Here is a 17,568-nt window from a genome sequence, read left to right on the forward strand (position 1 = left end):
AATGTCTCAATTTTTAACCTCCTTAGCAATTAGGATAATTTACAGACTTTCTCATAAAGATGAAGTATAACCTAATTTGGTATTGATGACCGACTTCTGACGACCGACTCCCCACAACAAAAACTTGGATTTTTAAGCCTTTAAATATTTTAAGATGAGTCAGTATCCCGCAGTCTAATAATCGGGACGAATTATTTCTAGTAAATTTCTAGCCACTGCTTCCACTACAGTGATAGGAACAGCATTTCCGAATTGTTTTTTAGCGATAGCCGGCTGTGGATGATAGATAAAATTATCGGGGAATCCTTGTAATTTACGCGCATCTTGGGGAGTAATTTCTCGAAACTTTTTGGGTTTATAGATTTTCTTTAAAAACAATTGTTTGTATTCTTGGGGATGAGTAGCGGTAATTGAAATAGTGGCAATATAATCTTTAGCACCCGTAGCGGTTAGGGTAGGAATAATATCGGCCGTCGGTAAAATAATCCGATAAATGCCGTTAATTCCCGTCATATTTTTCGAGTTAATAAATTCATACTTACCCTCCTGCGTTTGCCAACAAATACCAAGAGAAACTAACTGATTTAGTTCCTCAATTTTTAGGTCGGGTATAATTTCCAAAAAAGCAGAAAAAGCCACGGGATGACCATCTTTTTCGCCATACTTTTTACTGCGTCTTAATTTCAGCAAAGCTAAACAGATACTTTTTTGTCGTTCCGTAGTTTTGATAATATCCCAAGAATGAATAGTTGTGTGGCCATTTCTTAAATCAGAAAAAATAAAGAAGTCATTTAATTCATCTTCTTTTTGAAAACGAGTTCTCGATGGAGGAACAAAACCATTAAATAAAGTATCTGCTGATAACTTAACTTTCTCGACGGGTTGAATATTTTTGATGTCTTCTAAAATATCCAAAACCTTCGGATGGATACCCAAAGGTAAAGGAAATTTAAACCGATCATAGTTGTCTATATCTTTTCTAATTCCTACGATAAAAACTCTCTCGCGATTCTGGGGTAAACCAAAATCGTAGGCATTTAATAACTGCCAGTAAACTTGATAACCACAGCTGGTTAATTCATCGATAATTAATTGTAAATTCTCCCGATTGCGAGGACTAGCTAAACCACTGACATTCTCGAAAATAAAGCTTTTCGGTTGACTTTTCTGGACTAATTTAATCACATCAAACCAGAGTTTTCCCCGGGGATCTTCAAATCCCCGTAAACATCCCGCCACCGACCAAGGTTGACAGGGAACGCCGCCGACAATAAGATCAAGATTATCGGGTAAATTGCTGATTTTACTCACATCTCCGAAAGCAATTTCATCGCTGTTGAGATAGCTAATAAAATTTTGTTGATAAACTTGGATGGCCTGTTTATCGATTTCTGAATAGCCTAAACAACGTCCTCCCAATTTCTCCAAAGCGATTCTAAACCCACCGATTCCCGCGAATAAATCGATAAAACGATACTGGGGATGGGTAATAACTAGATGTAGGGGTAATTGGGTTTGTCTGCTGACTTTAACTGTAGTTTTCAAGGTTCTTCGGTTTGTGTTATGCAATGGACGGGGGTTATAAGGGATGAAACCCTTATAGAAACAGACATTACCGCAATTTTTGTCAATTGTTTGCGATCTGGAGCGAACTAATCAATTAACTATCGAACCATACCAAGTAACGAAGAACCGTTTTCAAGGGTCAATAATTCCTTTTCACCGTCTGGGAAGATGCCTATCTGTACTAATTATTTTAGTATAACTTAAGTTTTTTTTCTAGAGACCTCCTGCAAATTTCCTGTCTCCTGACTTGAAAGAGGGTGTAGGGTGTGGGGTGTAGGGTGTAGGGAAGGACACCTCTTTCATCTCTGGTGGTGAAAATTTTTTCATCGAGACTGACTCCTCACCTAACGGAAGATTTTTGATTTTTGCAGGAGATCTATCGAGTCGAGGAATACTCGTAGTCTTCGATAATGCGGAGAAGTCGCATAGCTGAACTACAGGATTCTTCTAAAATTTCCTGTTTCTCCTGAGAATCATCGATTAAATCCTCAGATACCAGACGCAAAGAACCTAAAAGACTATTAAGACTGCTTCTCGCTTCGTAGGATAAATAAGCTTTTCTTTTTTGCTCATTTTCCCTATTCTTAGAGTCAGCCCCTTTGCTATCACTAAATTGCAGAGCGTGTAAACGGGCATAATGACCACCTTGAGCTAATAATTCCTCGTGATTGCCGATTTCTGCCACTTTTCCCTTGTCCAGCACCACAATTTGATAGGCTTTTTGAACAGTGGAAAGACGGTGAGCGATCACAAGAGTAGTCCGCTCGCGACAGAGTTCATCGATCGCTTCCTGTACTAAACGCTCAGAAATTGTATCCAAAGCACTGGTGGCTTCATCGAGAATGAGAATATCTGGCTCTCGCAGTAAGGCACGAGCGATCGCTAATCTTTGTTTTTGTCCTCCCGAAAGTCTCACTCCCCGATCGCCAATTTCCGTATCCAGTCCTTCCGGCAGTTTGGAGATAAACTCGTAGGCATTCGCCCTTTTTGCCACTTCTAAAATTTCTGTATCACTAACATCGCTTAATCCGTAGGCAATATTAAAACGGAGAGAATTATTAAAGAGAAAAGTGTCTTGACTGACTATTCCCATCGCTTTTCTCAAGGATTTGAGATCATAATGGCGTAAATCGTGACCGTCAAAAAGAATTCTCCCGGCTGTAGGATCATAAAAGCGTGGTAATAAATCAGCAATTGTCGATTTTCCCGCCCCCGAAGCACCAACAAGAGCGATCATTTTTCCTTTTGGAATCCACAGATCGATGCCCTTGAGAACTAATTCTTGATGACTGGGATAGGAAAATTGGACGTTATCAAAATGAATACCTGTCTCTAATCTTTGATAGGGAATAGAGCCATTAGTCATAAATGGTTTATTCTCTCGAATGAGAAAATCCGCTACCACCTCTACTGCGGAAACATCACCCAATAGACTACTCCTAACACCGTTAATTTGACTAACTATCGGCAAGGCCCGGAAAAGCACATAGAGATAGGTCAATAAAATTGTCGCTAAAGCTTGCAGTTGTTCATTAAAAAGATAACGACCAGCAATGATAATTAAAGCAATAATAATTACCCCACCGATCTCATTGAGCGGTCCGATTACAGCATTATTAGTCTGGGCATCTAAACCCGCTTTCTCCCTAGCTTCGATATCTTCCACAATAGATTTTAATTCGTATCTTTCATTTCCTACTGCTTTAATTAGGCGAATTCCCGTTAACAGTTCCAACAGTTTATTACTTTGCTGTTTAGCCGTTACGGTGATAATCTCTCCAAACTTTTTTGATCTCTTGACAAAGTATTGATTAAGCAGAGCTAAAAAGCCACCCAAAACACTAGAAAGAATAGTTAATTGCCAAGAAATTGATAATAAAATAGCCAAGTACATGAAAGCTGTGGCGACAATCTTAACCAAGCCAATGTAATTTCTAATTGATCCCACGGCTCGATTAATCTCCGACATGAAACGATTAAAAATATCTCCTATTTTACTTTTTACATAATAATCTATATCCACTTCTAGCAGCAGAATAACTGAATCAATTCGCATATCTCTTGCCATAATCAAAGACAAGTAAGTACCTAGCAAATTACTAACAAAATTGGTAATGTGCTTGAGAATTAAAATCAATAATATCGACGCAAACATCCAGAAAAAACGAGTATCGACCGAGAAAACCTCGAAAACGGAGAGCAGCTTTTTGATAATGTGGGGGGCATTTTTTAAGATATCATTTTCGGGATTAATAAAATAAATTAGTAAGGGGATAACTAAAATAGCTCCTACCCCATTAAATATGGTACTGACAAACCCGATAATAATGCTGGAAACCACTAATATCCAGTGTTTCAGCGTATATTTAAGCAGAATTTGATTAGGATTCATCGCAAGTAATAAAGTAAACAGTGAACGGTCAATTATCCTACTCGCTAGACTCTAATATTTTGCTTCCAGAGAAGTAATTAGGCGAGAGAGAGTTGTCGCCATGGCGGTGGTACTATAGGAGGCGATACAGCGCTCTCTCGCTTTTATTCCTCGTGCATTAGCCGAGTCGAGATGATTAAAAACTTCGCTAATCATAGCAGCTAGTTGTTCTGGCGATCGAGGTTCGACTAAATAGCCAATATAAGCTAAAATTTCGGGAATATCTGCCACTTTAGTGGAAATAATCTGTTTAGCCATCGCCATACCATCGGTAAGTTTAATCGGAAATTGGGCGTTAGCCGTAGCTTCATCCCTCTGGGGAACGATAATAGCATGGGCAGCGGCAATAACTTCCGGCATTTGATCGATCGGTTGAGCAGGTAAATGAATTAACCAAGGTTGACCTTTTTCTAGCAAACTATCCAGATAACCATCCCCGATTTGGCGACCTCCCACCACCACCAATTTAAAATCAGGATCACCAATTTGATCTAAAGCGATTAAGACATCTTCTAAACCTTTGTGGGGTCTAGCTGTACCCTGGAACATTAAGACTTTATAGGCAGATAAACCGTATTTTTGACGACAAGCGACGGGATCGTAAAGATTGGGATCGAAAAGTTACGTATCCTTGCCATTCGGTAAATAAATCCCCCCATAACGCTTTTGCAAAAATTGATTATTAACCGTCACCGCATCGGCACGGTTAATTAAATTTTCCAGCCAGCACAGATAAAGAGGGTGATTCGGATCCCTAAGCGCAGCATTTTTTTGAGTATATCCCTAGCTAATTGTCGGGGATAAGGACGATAAGACCATCGATCACCACCAAACCAACTCATTTCCCAATCGTCAATATCGAGAATTAGGGGACGTGGGAAAAAAACGTTTCAGTAAACCGATGCCGAAACTGGTGGGACGGGGTTTAACCCCATAGATAATCTCTCCGGAGAGGCGATCAAGTAAAGTTTTGATCTGGCCAAAAAACTGGGGATAATTATTGCCTTTGACCGATACCACCGCTATATTTATTCCCCGGTGGGGTTGGATAGATTTCCCAGCCAAAAATCGGACCATAAACCGTCACCTGACAGTTTAGCTGTTGCAAGACTTGAGCAATCAAATAGACTCTTGTGCCACCACCACCGGATAAATCTGGTGCTAAAACAGAGATTTTTTTGTTCACGGTCGCCGCTCAATCCAGATTATCTAGCACGATAGAAGAATGTTAATCAATGTTAACGATTTTGTCAATCTTAAACGGACTTAACATTAATATCCCCAGAGATAGACTAGACAAAGAAAACTAACATATACATAGCCGAGACGACTAACTGAGTAAACATCACCGGTAAACCGTAGCGCAGGAAGGTGTGAAAAGTAATTTTGCCCCCGTGTTGTTCGGCGATGCCGGCGGCGACAATATTAGAAGAAGCTCCCACTAAAGTACCATTACCCCCTAGGGTGGCTCCATACATCATCGCATAGAAAAGCGGTAAAACTTCTGGGGGAAAAGAACCGGCATAATCGGGGGAAAGAACCTCCGTCCCGACTAAATTAACATTAACAAGGTACTGTTTCAGTAGTGGAACCATGGCCACCACTAGGGGAATATTCGGAACGACACTGGAAACAAGTCCGACAAAAAACAGCAAGACTAGAGAACCTAAAAAGATATTTTGGCCTAAAATTATCGCCAGAAGTCCCGATACACTATTAACTACGCCAGTTTTTTCTAAACCGCCAATTAGCACAAAAATCGACATAAAAAATAATAGGGTACTCCAGTCCACATCCCGGAGAATATTATGCACCGTATCTATCTTCGATTGCTGGGCTAAAAGTAGGGCTAAAGCTGCCCCCATCAGAGCAACGGCAGCAGGAGCAAGGGGTACAGGAAAAGATTCGCCGACGACGAATAAAAATAAGACCAAAAAGACGATAATCCCCCCCAGAGCTAAGACGCGAGGATGATTAATTTTCGGATGGGGTAAGTCTTCTAAATGCTCGAATTTTGTCCGCCAGATTTTGGGGAATAACCAAGGTAACATAACCAGAATGGTAATCACTGCCAAGGCACCACCTAAACTTAAACGCTGTAGGTATTCCATGAAGGTGATATTAATAGAATCACCAACAATATAAGTAGCGGGATCACCAACAATAGTTAATAATCCAGAACTGTTGGCCACGAAAACCATCAGGATTAAGAGCGGCACAAAATCTACCCCTATATCTTGAGCTAAGGGCGGAATTAAAGGTGCTAATAACATCACCGTGGTGGCGTTGGGTAATACCGCACAGATTGGGGTAGTAATAGCGACTATTCCTATTAGTAATAATTTGCCCTGTCCCTTGGCTAAAAGCACCATTTGTGCTGCTAAATAATCAAAAATTTTCGTTGGTTCAAAGGCTCTTACTAACACCATCACCCCAAAAAACAGGGTAAGAGTGGCATAACTACGACTGATATAACCCACCGCTTCCTGGAGAGTCATGATATGGGTAAAAACTAAGATTAAAGCTCCCAGTAAAGCCGCTACGGTAATATGAAGCCACTCGAACATAATAACCACAATGACTGCAATAAAAGTCATCGCAGCAATCCACATTGGTAAAGATTCCAGCATTTTTGATCCTGTTTTTACTCTTGGTTTCTCGATACAACTAAAAGTTTGCTCGAAAAATGTACAGCAAACTCATAGAAAATATGGTTATCTACGGAAAATCTTAAAATTGTTGTGATCGGTAAGCTGACATGAGAATCCCCATAAACAATGTCTCCTTTGAGTTATGACTATCAAGTAGTACCAGCGACATAACTGAACCGATCAAGACATTACTAGGAATGTAGTGATGCTTCAGTCTTCCCCCCCACGCCGACGAAGTTAGCTGACGGGCTAGGATAGAGAGATATCCTTTTCTAGGCTAAAAAATCTAGAAATACGCCCCCAAATGTGGTTCCTCCGCTCCGAATTTGTCTAGCTAATATCTAGCATAGAAACTTGGATTAGGCTGACTTACTCTGTTTAGTGATCTACCATAGCATACTAACCCAAAAAAAACGATATAGCCCTATACCAGACCTATCCTGTCGGTTATCCCCCGGGTTGCTAGGATAGAACAATGATAAGCTAATAGCTAACGACTGACCGCCATAGCAGCCACAGGAGAAAGAAATTTCTATGAATAGAAGACCTCGTTATACTCCTCCTCGATCGCGTGATCGTGATTATGACCGCTCCTATGGCGATGACTCCCGCGCTTCGTCCCCCGGAGGCCTATTGGCAAAATTGAACTATGCCATGATCGCCCTGATTGGTGGTATTTTTGTACTAGGAGTGGGTCTCGGTCTGGTATTCAGTTCTACCGCTAATTTTAGCCCCGAAAACGTCGCTTCCCGAGAAGTAATCGATCGCAGCGCCCCCAATGCGGAATTATGCGTGCAATTTGGGGCCAGTGCCATTGTCACCGATTTGCGGGTTTATGTCACCCTTAACCCCTTTAATGTTTTTGTTACCCAACCAGTCATGCAACCCGGTTGCGTTTTGCGACGCAATAACTGGTCAATTTTAGAACAACAAAAATTAGTCGATGGACAGCAGGTACAAAGTTGTAAAAACCGGATGAATACCTTTGGTTATACCGGCCCCTTGGAAGGCAAACCGAAAATCGATTGTATCTTCCAAAATGAAGCCGGTGGGAATCTTTTTGTTAATCCTGCTGGCGCTGTTGGTCCCAGACCAGATACAGATAAATTCTAAACTGGAAAAGATCGTTCTCCTGACTGATGACTTGAAAGAGGGTGTGGGGTGTGGGGTGTAGGGAAGGAAACCTCTTTCATCTGTGGGGGTGAAAATTTTTTCATCGGGACTGACTCCTAATTAACTAAGACAATTTTTGATTTTTACAAGAGGTCTAATGAGTTAGCCATTGGGCCGTAGTCACTACAAAAATTCCGCCAGCTTTTTTTAAAAAAGGCTGAATTTTATCGATCAGACGATTAAGTTGTTCGTCACTATTACAAACCGTCATAATGTAGTTACCACTGTAATCACAATCCAAGTCATCACGGGATAAACCTCGATCGCCTTTTCCCGAAGCATTGCCAAAGACGGTATAACCGGAAACTCCGACAACATCAAGAACGCTTAAGGTCTCTTCCAGAAGAGCATGACTAACAATTATGTCCACTTTTTTGACAGTTTGTAGGGAAGGATGAGGGGATTCAAGCATGGTAGTTCAGTAACAAAAGGACAAGTGAAAGAGAAAAATTTTGACAGGAATTATTTAAAAACCGCCTGGCTTTTTAGACTCCACAGCCAATGATTTTGATCATCTCTAGGTACAGAGGAATACCGATGACGATATTGAAGGGAAAAGTTAAAGCCAAGGCCATAGAAACGTATAAACTAGGATTAGCTTCAGGAACAGTCATTCTCATGGCCGCAGGAACAGCAATATAAGAGGCACTGGCACACAAAACAGCGAATAATAAAGCATTGCCCTGTTCAAATCCGAGAACCTTAGCGATGAGAATGCCAACCATAGCATTGATGACGGGAATGAATACCGCAAAACCGATGAGAAAAGAACCAGTTTTGCCTAATTCCCGGATTCTTTTCGCCGCCACTAATCCCATATCAAGGAGAAAGAAAGTTAACGCACCATAAAAAATCCCTTGAGTGAAAGGTTGTAGTTTTTCCCAGCCTTTTTCCCCCGTGAGCATACCAACCACAACACTACCGACTAAGAGAAATACCGAACCATTTAAAAAGGCTTCATGTAGAACCTTTGACCAAGAAAACGCTTCTTCTTCGCCATTTTTCTCTTTAAAGACTCGCACCAGGATTAAACCCACTACAATCGCCGGCGATTCCATTAAAGCTAAGGCCGCTACCATGTGACCGCCATAGGAAATATGAAGTTTTTCTAAAAAAGAACTGGCAGTGATGAAAGTAACGGCACTAATGGAACCATAGGCTGCTGCGATCGCTGCTGCATTGGCACTATCGAGTTTAATTTTCAGGATAAAGAAAGTGTAAATGGGAACGATACAAGCCATAACCACGGAGGCAATCAAGGTTAAAGCGATTTGGTTATTGATGCCACTTTTCGCTAGTTCATAACCTCCCTTGAAACCAATCGCCATCAAAAGATAGAGAGAAAAGAGTTTAGGCAGTGGTTGGGGAATCTCTAGGTCGGATTTAAAAAATACTGCCAGCATTCCTAAGAAAAAGAACAAAACCGGCGGATTGAGAATATTGAACAGGATTAAGCTGCCATCCATAGGTTTGCGTACATTGAGTTATTTCAATCTATACTATTCGATTTTGAGAATACTGGGACAATGATAATTACTCGCAGCCAGAAATACGTTAGTCTCTATCATACTTTGTGCTTTTTGTCAAAAAAACTTTTTTTTTGCAATAAAACTACACAAAAAAAAGATCATCGTTGTGGGTGAAATTGACTGATTTACCCGTCTTAATTAGGATCACCTTCTAGGTGTGGCAAGGGTTTCAGCCATTGCTGCCCAAAAAAGCACAAGATAACCCATTATGAAATTCAGTAAAATCGCTGTAACCATGATAACATCGTTGTTAAATAAAAATCTTTCTCAATTAATTCTTAAGAATTTATAAATATTGCGAAATGTTAATTTAAATATTCTCAAGTTTTTGCAGTCAATAAATAACTTTTGCTTATCTTTGACCAACATTTATCAGTTATCAGATGTGAGTTTTCAGTTCACTGATTACTGTTTACTGTTTACTGGACGGCTACGCCGTGCCTTTGGCAACACTGAAAAAAGCTTCTCCCCACACCCCACACCCTACACCCCACACCCCACACTCTACACCCCACACCCCACTCCCGTTCCCCGATCAATGCCAAAAATCCAGCTTAAAACCCCAAAATCAGAGCATCTTGCCGCCATGGTAGCACTTGATCGCAGCAGTCTCGGCGGTATTTGGACCCTATCTGGTTATGAACGGGAATTAAACAGCCCCAACAGTGAATTATTAATTCTTACCCCGGACCAGAAGGACGAAACCCTAATCGGATTGGCTTGTTTTTGGGCAATTCTCGAAGAAGCGCATATTACCCTCCTGGCAATTTATCCCGACTATCAAAGACAAGGATTAGGAAAACTGCTTCTCTACAAACTGCTTGAAAAGGCTGTACAAAGACAACTGGAAAGGGCTACGCTAGAGGTAAGGGTATCGAACCAGTCAGCAATCGCACTCTACGAGCATTTTGGCTTCCGCGTCGCTGGAGAGCGGAAAAATTATTATTCGCAAACTGGCGAATCAGCCCTAATTTTCTGGCGCAACGATCTACAAACGGCCGCTTTTCAGGAACAATTAAACAAGTGGCGACAAGAAATCCTCTCCAGACTGGGGCAGGGAGAGTGGCAATTAGAGGAAGAAACCAGAGCCAAAATAGATACCATGGGGATGCAATGATTACCTACAAGCTTAAATCAGGTCGAGGTTAGGGAAAAATGAGGATTTTAGTCTTGGCGTGGGAATTTCCACCGCGATTAGTGGGCGGTATCGCCCGTCATGTTGCCGAACTCTATCCCGAAATCGTCAAACTCGGTCATGAAGTCCATTTAATCACGATCGAATTCGGTCAGGCCCCCAGTTATGAACTGGTGGAAGGTATTCACATCCACCGCGTCCCCGTACCCCCCGGCAATGACTTTTTCCATTGGGTGGTCAACATGAATAACAGCATGGGGCAACAAGGCGGCAAACTAATCGCCGAATACGGAAAATTTGACCTTGTTCATGCCCACGATTGGTTAGTAGGGGATGCAGCCATCGCCTTGAAACATCTCTTTAAAATACCCCTGATTGCCACGATTCACGCCACGGAATACGGACGTTATAACGGACTGCACACCGACACCCAACGCTATATCGCCGGCAAAGAGGGAACCCTCGTCTATAATGCTTGGCGCGTCATCGTCTGTACCGGCTATATGCGTCATGAAGTCCATCGAGCTTTGGGCGCACCCTGGGATAAAATCGATGTGGTTTATAACGGTATTCGGGCCGAGAAAAAGCAAAGAGACCCTAACTTTGATTACCGAGCTTTTCGTCATCAATATGCCGAAGATTACGAAAAAATCGTCTATTACGTCGGGCGCATGACCTTTGAAAAGGGGGTTTCGGTGTTACTCAACGCTGCCCCAAAAGTCCTCGCTCAGACTGGGGCTAAAACTAAATTTGTTATTATCGGTGGCGGCAATACCGACAAACTTAAACAACAGGCCTGGCATCTCGGTATCTGGCATCATTGTTATTTTACGGGCTTTATGTCCGATGAAAACCTCGATCGCTTCCAAACCGTGGCCGATTGTGCCGTTTTTCCCAGTCTTTACGAACCTTTTGGCATTGTCGCCCTGGAAAGTTTCGCCGCTAGGGTTCCCGTGGTAGTTTCCGATACCTGCGGTTTTCCCGAAGTTGTCCGTCATGGCCAAACGGGAATTGTCACCCGGGTCAATAATCCTGATTCCCTCGCTTGGGGCATTTTAGAGGTTTTAAATCATCCTGAATACGCCCACGAATTAGTTAATAACGCCTACGAAGACCTAGAAAAACGCTTTCATTGGGCAAATTTAGCCCGTCAAACCGAGACAGTATATGGTTTGGTTGTCCAAGAACGACAACTGGTGGAATGGCGTTAATCAGGGAGCGGTTTTTTAGCCGTCAGCCGTCAGGCTCTTCTAGGTTCTGTGTGATAAGTTTAACTTACATAGGATCGATCAATCTTTGTGTCCTTTGTGTCTTTGTGGTTCGTTCCACCCCCTCGCTAGGAAGAATGTATCTTAGAATACATTTTACCCACCAAACCTAAGAGAGCCGCCGTCAGTATTAGGGGTCAGTTTATACCCTAAAATAACAAAGGCACAACTTAACTTCTCCAAATATGACTATGAAAGCAGCTGAAATTATGACCACGGAGGTGGCCAAGATTAAAGGTTCTGAAACCGTTGCCAAAGCGGTGCAATTGATGAGAGAAAAGAACATTAGAACTCTCATTGTTGATCGCCGTCACGATGAAGATGCTTACGGAATTATCACCGAAACCGATATTGTCTATAAAGTCGTCGCTTTCGGTCAAGATCCGCAAAAAGTGCGCGTCTATGAAGTGATGAGCAAACCCTGCATCGTGATTAATCCCGACCTCGGGGTTGAATATGTAGCCCGCTTATTTGCTAATACCGGTATTCGTTTCGCACCGGTAATTAAAGGCGGTTTGCTCGGTGTTATCTCTGTTAGTGACATCCTCCATAAAGGTAACGCCGTCGAGAAGCCCCGCAGTCTTGATTTAGAAGCGGAGATTATCAAAGCGAGAGATATTGCCCGGGCAGTCTGTGCTGAAAAAGGGGCAAATTCTCCCGGTTGTGCCGCAGCTTGGGATGTTGTTGAGGAATTACAGGCAGAATTGGCACACCAACGCGCTAAAAAACCGGAAAAAACCTATTTTGAGGAATACTGTCAAGAAAATCCCGATGCTTTTGAAGCGCGTATCTATGACACCTAATCGCCATGGGTTTTCGGTATTCTCCGATACCTCAAACTTTTTAATCCGGCAAAAGTAGTGTATAAAGGTTTTATTTGCTAATAATCGAGGAAAAATTATGGCTGATCTATTTGTCATCGCCTATGAGGATGAATTTAAAGCAGAAGAAGTTCGTTTAACTTTGGCTAAACTGCAACAGGAACATCTCATCGAGCTAGAAGATGCTGCCGTAGTGGTTAAAAACAAAGATGGCCAGATTAAACTCAAGCAAGCGGTCAATTTAACGGCAGCAGGAGCCGCTAGTGGCAGTTTCTGGGGGTTATTAATCGGAATGCTCTTTTTATCCCCCTTATTAGGGGCTGTCCTCGGTGCTGCTGGTGGCGCTTTGGGAGGTGCTTTAAGTGATATCGGTGTGGATGACAATTTTATGCGCGAATTGGGAGAAACCCTGCAGCCCAGTACCTCTGCTCTCTTTGTTCTCGTCCAAAAAGTTACCCCCGATAAAGTCCTCGATGAAGTGGCCCCCTACGGAGGTAAAGTGTTACGCACTTCTTTGACCAAAACCGACGAAGCGGAATTACAGAAAGTTCTCGACCAAAGAGGTGTTAAACCCGAAACCGTTTAGGATATGGGTCCATAAAAGCTAGAAAAAGGGAATATATTTCCCTTTTTGCTTTTTGAACAAGAATGGGTTTAGCATGACAACCACAGCAGCTATAAAATAAGAAACAATCAATAATTATTAATGAACTTTAAGCTTCGATCAAGAATAAAAGTGCTTCAGTGTCGTAGTATTTATTCGTTAATCCCATTGATTGCATTCCTAATCTTTCCGTGACACGAATTGAGCGATAATTATCGGGATTAACCACTGCGTAGATAATCGGCAATTGTAAGGTGATTAAGCCGTATTCTAGAATAACTTTAGCCGCTTCGGTTATAGATCCTTGTCCCCAATAATCGCGCCGTAAATGCCAACCAATTTCGCTATCTGGGGTAGGATAACCGTAGTTATCGGGTAAATTCTGTAAAATTATCGAACCGATAATCTGATTATTTTTTTGATCGATCATTGCCCACCAATCGCTGCCATTACCCTGATTACGAATAGTTGCTAATCTTTCGGAAAAATGGGCATTTAAACTCTCAATATCCGTGGCTAACTGACGAATTCTCGGTAAAAAATCAGTGACTTCGGAATTTTGATAGATCTGAAAAAAAGACTCTTTGTCTGCGGGTAGTTGCCAAGGACGGAGAATTAGGCGATCTCTTTTCATTGTTTTAGTGAGCAAATTATAGCAATTCTCTTGCTGAGATTAGGGATTATTGTTGATAAAAAAACTTCTAAATCCCACTGCTAGTAGGGAACCACTTAAGACAGTTATCAATGTCCAAATTTGATTCTTTTGGGTTCCTTCGACTTTCTCTAAGCGTTTATTCATGTCATCAAATTTACTATCAAGAGTTTTAATATCACCTTTAACTTCCGTCAGTTCAATCTTTAAATCGGTAGTATCTTTTTGAATATTTTTGACATCAGCTTTTATTTCCGCTTGTCCATTCTCGATCACCTTCAATCGATTGTCCACCTCAATCAGTCGAGTTTCCGTGGTAGTGAGTCGAGTTTCCACGGTAGTGAGTCGATTGTCCACGGTAGTGAGTCGATTGTCCACCTCAATGAGTCGAGTTTCTATTGTAGTGAGTCGAGTTTCCATGGTGGTGAGTCGATTGTCCACGGTAGTGAGTCGATTGTCCACGGTAGTGAGTCGATTGTCCATGGTAGTGAGTCGATTGTCGATCTCGTTGAATCGATGTTCGATTATCTTCTGTCCATTGAGGATTAAATCTTCTAGTCTTTTTAAATCATTATCCGTAGCAGTGGTGGTAGTCATTGATTAAACTCCTATAATTTCAATTTGCTCTTATTTTTATTATTATAGCCTTTCTTATAAACATGAAGTATGATCGGCTCTCTTGGGTTCGGTGGGTAAAATATATTATAGGATACATTCCTGCTGGCGGTCGCAACGCGCTCGCTACGCGAGACCGAGTGGAACGAACCACAAAGACACAAAGGAAACAAAGATTGATCGCTTCTAGATAATCTAAACTTATCACACAAAAAATTAAGAGAGCTTACGAGCTAATTTGGTATTGACGACCGACTCCCCACTTCCCATTCTCCTATACCTTTTCAACAGGATTTATTATTAGCTATGGATTTGGTGCTTGAGCAAATATATTCAGCGAGGATCACTCCCGTTAGAGTGAGATAAGATTAGCTCTCATTCCTCACCCTAACTACTAAGAAAAACTGCCAATTAAATTAGGCACCTTGGCGCAATTTGTCCAAAACCGATCGATCTTCTAGAGTAGAAGTATCACCAGAAATCTCTTGACCTGATGCTAAAGTTCGCAAGAGACGACGCATAATTTTACCCGATCGCGTTTTGGGCAGTACATCGGTAAAACGGATTTCTCCCGGTCGAGCAATAATGCCAATTTCCTTGACAACGTGATCCTTTAATGCTTGCGCTAACTCCGGACTCGCTTCATAATGCCCCTCCAGAGTGACAAAAGCATAGACTTCTTCCCCTTTAATTTCATCCGGTCGTCCCACCACAGCCGCCTCTGCTACCGCGGGATGAGATACTAAAGCTGATTCGATCTCCATTGTCCCTAAACGGTGGCCAGAAACGCTCATCACGTCATCAACGCGCCCCATTACCCAGAAATAACCGTCCTCGTCCTGACGACTACCATCTCCAGCAAAATAGAGATATTGGCCATCTTTGGGGGCGATCTGTTCCCAGTAGGTATTGCGGAAGCGATCGGGATTTTTATAGACTGTTCGTAGCATACCGGGCCAGGGATATTTGACCACCAGATAACCCCCCTCATTCGCGTGGGTGGGATTGCCCTCTAAGTCCACCACTGCGGCGATAATACCGGGAAAAGGTAGGGTTGCTGACCCCGGTTTGGTGGCAATTGCCCCGGGTAAGGGAGTAATCATAATCCCCCCGGTTTCCGTTTGCCACCAAGTATCAACAATCGGACATTTTTCCTTACCGATAACCCGGTGATACCACATCCACGCTTCTGGGTTAATCGGTTCTCCCACAGTTCCCAGTAAGCGCAAAGAGGATAAATCCCGGCTATTGGGGATATCTTCACCCATTTTGATAAAAGCGCGGATAGCAGTGGGGGCAGTATAAAAGATATTAACCCGATATTTCTCGATTACATCCCAAAAACAGCCTAAATTAGAGGGACGGGGAACCCCTTCATACATTACCGTGGTGGCACCATTGGAAAGCGGTCCGTAAACGATATAACTATGGCCGGTAATCCAACCCACATCGGCAGTACACCAGTAAACATCGGTATCTTTCAGGTCAAAAATCCATTTGCTGGTGACATGGGTGTAGAGATTATAACCGCCGGTGGTGTGGACGACTCCTTTCGGTTTGCCGGTGGAACCACTGGTATAGAGGATAAATAACATATCTTCGCTATCCATGGGTTCGGCCGGACAGTTAGCAGATACCTGTTTTTGTAGATCATGCCACCAGTAATCGCGATCGGCAACCATATTGATGGGTTCCTTGCTGCGCTGGACAACGAGAACTTTTTCCACACTGGGGGCGCTATTATCGGCTAGGGCCAGATCCACCTGTTCCTTGAGAGCAACGACTTTATCCTTGCGGAAACCACCATCGGCAGTGATTACCACCTTAGCGGCCGCATCATTAAGACGATCGCGCAAAGCATCGGCACTAAATCCCCCAAAAACGACACTGTGGGGCGCACCAATTCTGGCACAGGCTAACATGGCGATGGCCGCTTCGGGAATCATTGGCAGATAAATTCCGACCACATCGCCTTTTTTAACGCCTAATTCCTTTAAAGCGTTGGCAAATTGACACACTTCTCGGTGTAACTGCTCGTAGGTAATGGTGCGGCTGTCCCCCGGTTCTCCTTCCCAGATGATGGCGGCTTTATTACGTCTCCAGGTGGTGAGATGTCTGTCAATACAGTTGTAACAAATATTAATCTTGCCGTTGACGAACCATTTAGCAAAGGGGGGCTGCCAGTCAAGAACCTCTGACCATTTTTCAAACCAATGTAGTTCTTTTTCGGCTAATTGGGCCCAAAAAGCTGGGGGATCGGCCTTGGCTTTGGCGTAGAGTTGCTGGTATTCTTCAAGGCTTTTAATGGTGGCATTCTGAGCAAATTCGGCACTGGGAGGAAACAGCCGATTTTCCTGTAGGATCGATTCGATCGCTATTTCTGTCATACTGGCAAACGAAATAAATTATCTTGCGATCCAGATTACCTTTTTCGGTTCCCCCCGTAACCTTGGCAAGCAATTCTTTAAGGCTATTTTAGGATTAGCCGAGATGCGACTAGCGATCGCAATTTGGCCCCAAGTGTTACAGAGTTTAAAGTTATGTCACCGATCGAGCGATGAACAGATCGCTGTAAGGTAAACTAACCGATAAACCCGAAATTTAACATGGAGAACACTCGGTAAGGAGTCATAATTCAATGTCTCATAGCGTTAAAATTTACGATACCTGTATCGGTTGCACCCAATGCGTTCGGGCTTGTCCCCTCGACGTGCTGGAAATGGTCCCCTGGGATGGCTGTAAAGCTGCCCAGATTGCCTCCTCTCCCCGCACGGAAGACTGTATTGGTTGTAAGCGTTGCGAAACCGCTTGTCCGACGGATTTCTTAAGCATTCGGGTTTATCTCGGAGCAGAAACCACCCGCAGCATGGGTCTAGCCTACTAGGCCCGGCAATCATTCTGTGTTTAACATTTAGCGAAAACTAATCTTGTTAAGAGGACTAACCAGTCCTCTTTTTTCGTTATACTCCCGTCGCTAGTGAAGATTTTAGTTAGGGCTGGCTGAATTCCTGAACTTCCCCCATACATATATACTATAATAGCCGAAAACCCTTATCCATCAATGGATACGCCCCTTAACTTTTCTTGATGTACCCATGTAATTTGTAACATTTCTTAATGGAC

At 42.7% G+C, this 17,568-nt stretch carries 14 protein-coding genes, 2 pseudogenes and 1 riboswitch; of the genes and pseudogenes, 7 read left to right on the forward strand and 9 right to left on the reverse strand.

The genetic code is table 11. The annotated features are described in order from the left end of the window. Nucleotides 1–174: 174 nt before the first annotated feature. Entirely contained in the window at nt 175–1,545 is a 1,371-nt protein-coding gene (locus EWV60_RS14260) for a DNA cytosine methyltransferase (protein ID WP_287232923.1), read from the reverse strand. An 18-nt stretch (nt 1,546–1,563) separates the two neighbouring features. Here EWV60_RS14260 and EWV60_RS23425 point away from each other — a divergent pair. Then, nucleotides 1,564–1,765 (forward strand): annotated as a pseudogene (locus EWV60_RS23425) (hypothetical protein). A 177-nt stretch (nt 1,766–1,942) separates the two neighbouring features. On the opposite strand, the gene EWV60_RS14265 reads toward EWV60_RS23425, so the two are convergent. The 3 genes and pseudogenes from EWV60_RS14265 to EWV60_RS14290 form a co-directional block, all read right to left on the reverse strand. Then, entirely contained in the window at nt 1,943–3,958 is a 2,016-nt protein-coding gene (locus EWV60_RS14265; RefSeq protein WP_287232925.1) for an ABC transporter ATP-binding protein, read from the reverse strand. 51 nt (nt 3,959–4,009) lie between these two features. Then, nucleotides 4,010–5,183: pseudogene (locus EWV60_RS23430) on the reverse strand (glycosyltransferase family 4 protein). Between the two features lie 106 nt (nt 5,184–5,289). Next, nucleotides 5,290–6,627 carry an ArsB/NhaD family transporter gene (locus EWV60_RS14290; RefSeq protein WP_287232933.1) on the reverse strand — a complete coding sequence of 446 codons (1,338 nt, stop codon included), beginning with the start codon at nt 6,625–6,627 and terminating at the stop codon, nt 5,290–5,292. Between the two features lie 232 nt (nt 6,628–6,859). Beyond that, a riboswitch (cyclic di-AMP (ydaO/yuaA leader) is annotated at nt 6,860–6,990 on the reverse strand. A gap of 192 nt (nt 6,991–7,182) precedes the next feature. On the opposite strand from EWV60_RS14290, the gene EWV60_RS14295 reads away from it, so the two are divergent. After that, nucleotides 7,183–7,761, forward strand: coding sequence for a DUF3172 domain-containing protein (locus EWV60_RS14295; RefSeq protein ID WP_002733879.1), 579 nt, complete (start codon nt 7,183–7,185; stop codon nt 7,759–7,761). Nucleotides 7,762–7,915: 154 nt separating this feature from the next. On the opposite strand, the gene EWV60_RS14300 is transcribed toward EWV60_RS14295, so the two are convergent. Continuing rightward, nucleotides 7,916–8,233: a P-II family nitrogen regulator gene (locus EWV60_RS14300; RefSeq protein ID WP_287232935.1), complete on the reverse strand. Its 318-nt coding sequence runs from the start codon at nt 8,231–8,233 to the stop codon at nt 7,916–7,918. Nucleotides 8,234–8,306: 73 nt separating this feature from the next. After that, nucleotides 8,307–9,287: a sodium-dependent bicarbonate transport family permease gene (locus EWV60_RS14305; protein ID WP_002793324.1), complete on the reverse strand. Its 981-nt coding sequence runs from the start codon at nt 9,285–9,287 to the stop codon at nt 8,307–8,309. 601 nt (nt 9,288–9,888) lie between these two features. On the opposite strand from EWV60_RS14305, the gene rimI reads away from it, so the two are divergent. From rimI to EWV60_RS14325, 4 genes are all read left to right on the forward strand, one after another. Next, the gene (rimI, locus tag EWV60_RS14310) at nt 9,889–10,467 is read left to right on the forward strand and encodes a ribosomal protein S18-alanine N-acetyltransferase (RefSeq protein ID WP_287232946.1); all 579 of its coding nucleotides are present in this window, start codon (nt 9,889–9,891) and stop codon (nt 10,465–10,467) included. A 38-nt stretch (nt 10,468–10,505) separates the two neighbouring features. After that, the gene (locus EWV60_RS14315) at nt 10,506–11,696 is read left to right on the forward strand and encodes a glycosyltransferase family 4 protein (RefSeq protein WP_287232937.1); all 1,191 of its coding nucleotides are present in this window, start codon (nt 10,506–10,508) and stop codon (nt 11,694–11,696) included. A 242-nt stretch (nt 11,697–11,938) separates the two neighbouring features. Then, a complete protein-coding gene (locus EWV60_RS14320; RefSeq protein WP_190721333.1) occupies nt 11,939–12,556 on the forward strand; it encodes a CP12 domain-containing protein in 618 nt (205 codons plus the stop codon). A gap of 97 nt (nt 12,557–12,653) precedes the next feature. After that, complete coding sequence (locus EWV60_RS14325; RefSeq protein ID WP_002731545.1) at nt 12,654–13,160, forward strand: DUF1269 domain-containing protein; 507 nt, start codon at nt 12,654–12,656, stop codon at nt 13,158–13,160. Between the two features lie 127 nt (nt 13,161–13,287). Here EWV60_RS14325 and EWV60_RS14330 read toward each other — a convergent pair whose 3' ends face one another. The 3 genes from EWV60_RS14330 to acs all read right to left on the reverse strand — a co-directional run bounded on the left by EWV60_RS14330 (nt 13,288) and on the right by acs (nt 16,832). Beyond that, complete coding sequence (locus tag EWV60_RS14330) at nt 13,288–13,812, reverse strand: GNAT family N-acetyltransferase (protein WP_287232941.1); 525 nt, start codon at nt 13,810–13,812, stop codon at nt 13,288–13,290. Between the two features lie 39 nt (nt 13,813–13,851). Next, complete coding sequence (locus tag EWV60_RS14335) at nt 13,852–14,427, reverse strand: hypothetical protein (protein ID WP_287232943.1); 576 nt, start codon at nt 14,425–14,427, stop codon at nt 13,852–13,854. 434 nt (nt 14,428–14,861) lie between these two features. After that, nucleotides 14,862–16,832 carry an acetate--CoA ligase gene (gene acs, locus EWV60_RS14340; protein WP_016514843.1) on the reverse strand — a complete coding sequence of 657 codons (1,971 nt, stop codon included), beginning with the start codon at nt 16,830–16,832 and terminating at the stop codon, nt 14,862–14,864. A 251-nt stretch (nt 16,833–17,083) separates the two neighbouring features. Between acs and psaC the strand changes: the two genes are divergently transcribed. After that, complete coding sequence (gene psaC / locus EWV60_RS14345; protein WP_002734319.1) at nt 17,084–17,329, forward strand: photosystem I iron-sulfur center protein PsaC; 246 nt, start codon at nt 17,084–17,086, stop codon at nt 17,327–17,329. The last annotated feature ends 239 nt before the right edge of the window (nt 17,330–17,568 follow it).

The sequence above is a fragment of the Microcystis sp. Msp_OC_L_20101000_S702 genome (assembly GCF_007095705.1).
GTDB classification, from domain to species: Bacteria; Cyanobacteriota; Cyanobacteriia; order Cyanobacteriales; family Microcystaceae; genus Microcystis; species Microcystis ichthyoblabe_A.